Raw genomic sequence first — 6,210 nt, 5'->3', positions numbered from 1 at the left:
GACGCGACCACCGCGTCCAGCGCCAGGTGGTTGCGAGCGACCACCGATTCCGCTGCCAGATCAGCGCGGTGGAGACCGTTTCCGGCAGCGTGATGTCGGTCGAAAACCGGGTTTCGCTGGTCGCCGCCTCGACCAGCTCGGCGACTTCCTCCTCGTAGGACCGCCCCATCGCTGCCAGGCCAACCCGCACGGCACTCAGGCAGGGATCGTTGTTGAACTCATCCAGCGTCCAGCCGTCACGCGCCCTAGCGGCCTGTCCGCTTAGCCGATGTTCCACCGGCGAGCGGTAGCTGAAACCCCAGGCCAGCTCCGGCGTGATCTGCGCCCGCCAGCCAGCCTGCCAGCCCAACGCGAACTCGCGGGAATCCAGCCGATTGAAGAAGTCGTACTTGCCCGGCAGTGTCTGCTCGCCCGCGAGCAGACAGGCCGGTGTGGTTGCGTCGAAGCCGACCTCGTCGACGACGGCCTGCTGGACATAGCTGCCGAGATCGACAGCATTGGAAAACTCGGAATCGAAGAGCTGCGCCCGCAGCCCGGCGCCCAGCCGCAACCAGGACCGCGCCTGCCAGGCCACCGCCGGGACCAGCTCGACGCCGCGGATCACCGTGTCCACCGCGTGGTAGCGCCCGACCCAATCCGGATCAAAGCGCAGCGTGATGCCAAAGGGCGCGTTGAGGCTGACCCCAACCGCCCAGCGCTCATTGAGCCGATGCGAGAGGACGATGTCTGGCAGCGGCAAATCCAGCCGTCCCGGATCGCCGCCCTGTCCGCCGTCGATCATCGAACCATCGGTTTCGCTGCGCTCGGCTGCACCGGAGAACTCGGTGGAGTAGTGCGCCAGATGGCCGCCGAAGGTCAGGGTTGTGGCGCTCGTGGCACCGTAAAGCGCCGGGTTACGGGCCGGGGCGCCCGGATCGGCACGGTCGGCGTCCACGCCAGCGAACGCCATTCCGCTACCGGCCACGCTGTCAAAGGGCAGGGAGAAGCTCCCGTTGGCCATCGCGGACCCTGCCACCATGATCAGACCCGCCGACAACGCCCACCGCGATTTAACGATGCTTGCCATCCGTGGATTGTGAACGCCCTTCCTGGCCGATGGCAGACATCAGGGACTTCCACGGTGACAGCTCGGCAACGCGGTCATGCGTCTCGGCGATGCGGTGCATGTCATCGGCAATCTGGATAATCGCCCGGATCGTTTCCAGCACCACGCGTGTGAGCACCGTGCCGACCAGAAAGTACGCCGGACCGACGACCAGCAAAAAAAACAGGCCCAATGGCAGCGATTTGGTGAAGGCATCGGACACCGTGGCGATGCAGAAGATCGCCAGTCCGCCGAGAAAGACCACATAGACAGGCGTGAGCATCCGCGCGGCCAGACCCTGCCGGAAGCGGATGTCGTGAATGGCCGCCCATAACGGGCCGAGGTGGGTGCGGGCTTCGTCGTTCCAATCAGTCCGGGACATAGAGCCTCCTGACATTCGGGGCCGCAGCGCGTATCATCTGCCTATCCGGATAGGCAGATATGCTGACTGCGCGCGGCGAAGTGTTGCAGTGCACAACAAACCGTAGAGGAAACCATGGCAGACCTCAAACAAGCCCTTGCAGACCGCATTCTCGTGCTGGACGGCGCGATGGGCACGATGATTCAGCGCTACCAGCTCGACGAGGCCGCCTACCGTGGCGAGCGATTCGCCGACTTCGATCGCGAGGTCAAGGGCAACAACGACCTGCTGACACTGAGCCAGCCCGACATCATTCGCGAGATCCACGGCGAGTACCTGGATGCCGGCTCTGACATCGTCGAAACCAACACCTTTTCGGCCACCACCATCGCCCAGGCGGACTACGCCATGGAATCGCTGGCCTACGAGCTGAACAAGGTGTCGGCGGTGCTGGCGCGCGAAGCGGCCGATGCGCGGTCCACCGCCGACAAGCCCCGCTTCGTACTCGGTGCCATCGGCCCGACCAACCGCACGGCGTCAATCTCGCCGGACGTCAACGACCCCGGCAAGCGCAATGTGACGTTCGACGAACTGGTCACGGCCTATAGCGAGGCGGCCGGCGGCCTGATCGACGGCGGGGTGCACGGCCTGCTAATCGAAACCATCTTCGACACGCTCAACGCCAAGGCCGCGATCTTCGCCTGCAAGCGCGTGGTCCGGGAGCGCGGCCTCGACCTGCCGCTGCTGATCTCGGGCACGATTACCGACGCCTCTGGCCGCACGCTGTCCGGCCAGACCACCGAGGCCTTCTACAACTCGGTGCGCCATGCCCGCCCGCTGGCCATTGGCTTGAACTGCGCCCTGGGCCCCGACGCCCTGCGCCAGTACGTGGCCGAAATGTCGCGCATTGCCGAGGGCTACACACTGGCCTATCCCAATGCCGGCCTGCCGAACGAGTTCGGCGAATACGACCTCGACCCCGAAGACATGGCCGAATACGTCGGCGAATGGGCCGATTCCGGTCTGGTGAATCTGGTTGGCGGCTGCTGCGGCTCCACCCCGGACCACATCGGCGCCATCGCCGGTGCCGTAGCGGGCAAGGCCCCGCGCAAACCTGCAGAACACGCCCCGGCCATGCGCCTGTCGGGCCTTGAACCGTTTACTGTCGCCGCCTGAACGGCCGCGAAACGCTATGAAATCTACCGCAACTTTCGTCAACGTCGGCGAACGCACCAATGTCACCGGCTCCGCGCGCTTCAAGCGCCTGATCAAGGAATCGGACTACGCCACCGCATTGGAGGTGGCGCGCGATCAGGTCGAGAACGGCGCCCAGATCATCGATGTGAACATGGATGAGGGCATGCTGGACTCGAAGGAGGCCATGCGCACCTTTTTGAACCTGATCGCCGGTGAGCCGGACATCGCCCGCGTGCCGATCATGATCGACAGCTCCAAGTGGGAGGTGATCGAGGCCGGGCTGCAATGCGCCCAGGGCAAGTGCATCGTGAACTCGATCTCGATGAAGGAAGGCGAGGACAAGTTCATCGAACAGGCCCAGCTGTGCATGGACTACGGCGCGGCCGTGGTCGTCATGGCCTTCGACGAAGTCGGCCAGGCCGACACCGAGGACCGCAAGGTCGAGATCTGCACCCGTGCGTACAAGCTGCTGACCGAAACCGTCGGCTTCCCCGCCGAGGACATCATCTTCGACCCGAACATCTTCGCGGTGGCGACCGGAATCGAGGAACACAACAACTACGCCGTGGACTTCATCAACGCCACGCGCCGCATTCGCGACACCCTGCCGGGCGTGCATGTCTCCGGCGGGCTGTCGAACGTGTCGTTCAGCTTCCGGGGCAACGAGCCCGTGCGCCGCGCCATGCACTCGGTGTTTCTGTACCACGCCATCGCCGCCGGCATGGACATGGGCATCGTTAACGCCGGCCAGCTCGATATCTACGACGACCTGCCCCCCGAGCTACGCGAGCTCTGCGAAGACGTGATTCTCAACCGCCACGACGACGCGACCGAACGCCTGCTGGATGCCGCCGAGCGCTTCCGCGGCGACGGCAAGGCCAGGGAGAAGAAGGAAGACCTCTCCTGGCGTGAACTGCCGGTGGAAAAGCGCCTCGAACATGCGCTGGTTCGCGGTATCGACGCCTACGCCGTCGAGGATGCCGAAGAGTGCCGGCAAAAGGCCGAACGGCCACTGCATGTGATCGAAGGCCCGCTGATGGACGGCATGAATGTCGTCGGTGACCTGTTCGGCGCGGGCAAGATGTTCCTGCCGCAGGTGGTCAAGTCTGCCCGCGTGATGAAAAAGGCCGTGGCCCACCTGATTCCGTACATCGAGGCCGAGAAACAGGCCGGCGACCGCGACTCAGCCGGCAAGATCGTGCTGGCCACCGTCAAGGGCGACGTGCATGACATCGGCAAGAACATTGTCGGTGTGGTCCTCGGCTGCAACAACTTCGATGTGATCGACCTGGGCGTCATGGCGTCCGCCGACAAGATCCTCGACGCCGCCCAGAAAGAGAATGCCGACATCGTCGGGTTGTCAGGATTGATTACGCCTTCACTGGACGAGATGGTCTACGTCGCCAGCGAAATGCAGCGGCGCGGCATGAAACAGCCGCTGCTCATCGGCGGCGCCACGACCTCCCGCGCGCACACCTCCGTCAAAATCGACAAGGCCTACGACGAGCCGGTGGTCTGGGTGAAGGACGCCTCGCGCGCCGTCGGCGTCGCGAGCAAGCTGCTGTCGGAACATAAAGCCGCATTTGCCGCAGACATCACCGCCGAGTACGACAAGATCCGTGCACGGCACACCGGCAAAAAACGGCAAAAGCTGCAGAAATTGGCCGCCGCCCGCGACAACCGCTTCGAGTTCGACTGGTCGAGCTACACGCCACCGGCACCCGCCAAGCCCGGCGTGACCGTGCTGCGCGACTACCCGATCGGCCAACTCATCGAGACCATCGACTGGACCCCGTTTTTCATCTCCTGGGAGATGAAGGGCGTGTACCCGGCGATTCTGAATGACCCGAACAAGGGCCCCGAGGCGCGCAAGCTGTTCGACGACGCCCAGGCCATGCTGCAAAAAATCGTCGACGAAGGCTGGATCAAAGCCCATGGAATCTGTGGCTTCTTCCCCGCCAATGCCGACGGCGACGACGTGATCGTCTACGACGACCAGCGCAAGACCGAACGCGCCCGCCTGCTGAACCTGCGACAGCAATCCGAACATCGCCCCGGCGTACCCAACCATTGCCTGGGTGATTTCGTCGCCCCGGTCGACAGCGGGCTACCCGACTGGGTGGGCGGCTTCGCCGTGACCACCGGCGACGGTATCGAGGCACATGTCCAGCGCTTCAAGGACGCCCACGACGACTACTCCGCGATCATGCTCGAAGCCCTCGCCGACCGTCTGGCCGAGGCCTTTGCCGAACACCTGCATAAACGCGTTCGCACCGAGTACTGGGGCTACCAGCCCGAAGAAGGCCTCAGCAACGAAGACCTGATCGCCGAGAAATACCAGGGCATACGCCCGGCGCCCGGCTACCCCGCCTGCCCGGAACACACCGAGAAAGACACCCTCTGGGACCTGCTCGACGTGGAAACGGCCATCGGCATCCAGCTCACCGAATCCCGCGCCATGTGGCCCGGAGCCTCGGTGTCGGGCTGGTATTACGCCCATCCGGACTCGCGCTACTTCGTCGTGGGCCGCATCGGCAAAGACCAGGTCGAGGACTACGCCAAGCGCAAAGGCTGGGATCTGGCCACCGCCGAGAAATGGCTGAGCCCGAATCTTGGTTACGAACCCGAGGACTGAGCCGCGGGCGCAGGCAGTCGGTCCATCGGGCTCACAACACCGACACCTCGCCGGTCAAGCACGTGCGTGTAAATCTGAGTGGTGCGAACGTCCTTGTGGCCCAGCAATTCCTGCACCGTTCGAATATCCGCGCCAGCTTCGAGCAGATGAGTGGCGAAGGAATGACGAAATGTATGGCACGTCACACGTTTCGTGAGACCCGCTAACCGCGACGCCCGCTTCACTGCACGCTGCACCGACTGCTCGTTCAGATGATGGCGACGAATCACGCCGCTGCGCGGGTCGGCTGACAGCCGGTCCGCGAAAAAAACGTACTGCCAACCGGTTTCGCGATCCGCTGCCGGGTACTTCACGGCCAGGGCATTCGGCAACCACACTGAACCCGCACCTTGGTTCAGATCCGCATGATGCTGCTTCGTCGCAGCATCAATCTGCTCCGTCAGCGCGATTCTGGAACGCGCCGGCAACGGAACACGACGGTCTTTACGCCCCTTACCGTTTCGCACAACGATGTAACCGTTACCGAAGTCCACATCCTGGATGCGCAATCGCAAGGACTCGAGAATGCGCAGACCCGCGCCATACAACAACGAAACCACCAGGTGATGGGTGCCGCTTAACTCGTTGAGTACCGCCGAAACCTCATCCGGTGTCATCACCACAGGTACATTGCGGCTAGGCCGAGCCCTCACCACATCTTCCAGCCACGGCAAATCCTGCTCCAGCACGACCGAATACAGAAACAACACGGCTGGCAACGCCTGATTCTGCGTGCTTGCGGAAACACCCCGTTCTACCGCCAGATAAGTGAGAAACGCCTCGACCTCCGGGCGGCCCATCTCCCTTGGATGCCGCCGCCCATGAAATCGAATGAAGCGCCGTATCCAGCTCAGATACGACTGCTCCGTACGGATACTGTAATGTTTGACACGT

The 6,210-nt window shown here is 63.5% G+C and carries 3 protein-coding genes and 1 pseudogene; 1 reads left to right on the top strand and 3 read right to left on the bottom strand.

All coding sequences use genetic code 11. The features are described from left to right. A partial coding sequence (locus ACE1EY_RS07540; protein WP_370299850.1) for an OmpP1/FadL family transporter occupies positions 1-1,066 on the bottom strand: 1,066 nt, incomplete at its 3' end. Next, positions 1,050-1,466: a DUF4282 domain-containing protein gene (locus tag ACE1EY_RS07535; RefSeq protein ID WP_291513956.1), complete on the bottom strand. Its 417-nt coding sequence runs from the start codon at positions 1,464-1,466 to the stop codon at positions 1,050-1,052. The genes ACE1EY_RS07535 and ACE1EY_RS07540, both read right to left, overlap by 17 nt. A 114-nt stretch (positions 1,467-1,580) precedes the next feature. On the opposite strand from ACE1EY_RS07535, the pseudogene metH reads away from it, so the two are divergent. Continuing rightward, a pseudogene (gene metH / locus ACE1EY_RS07530) lies at positions 1,581-5,277 on the top strand (methionine synthase). Here metH and ACE1EY_RS07525 read toward each other — a convergent pair. Then, positions 5,259-6,210, bottom strand: a 952-nt coding sequence (locus ACE1EY_RS07525; RefSeq protein ID WP_370299849.1) for an integron integrase, incomplete at its 5' end; no start/stop codon positions are given. The pseudogene metH and the gene ACE1EY_RS07525 overlap by 19 nt on opposite strands.

It is taken from the genome of Abyssibacter sp., assembly GCF_964229365.1.
Taxonomy (GTDB): Bacteria; Pseudomonadota; Gammaproteobacteria; order Nevskiales; family OUC007; genus Abyssibacter.
Note: the sequence above shows the minus strand (reverse complement) of the source record. Positions and strands in the feature narration are given on the sequence as shown.

Coding starts and splice junctions, on each gene's coding strand:
- ACE1EY_RS07535 (WP_291513956.1), bottom strand. CDS start 1,466: ATGTCCCGGACTGATTGGAACGACGAAGCCCGCACCCACCTCGGCCCG.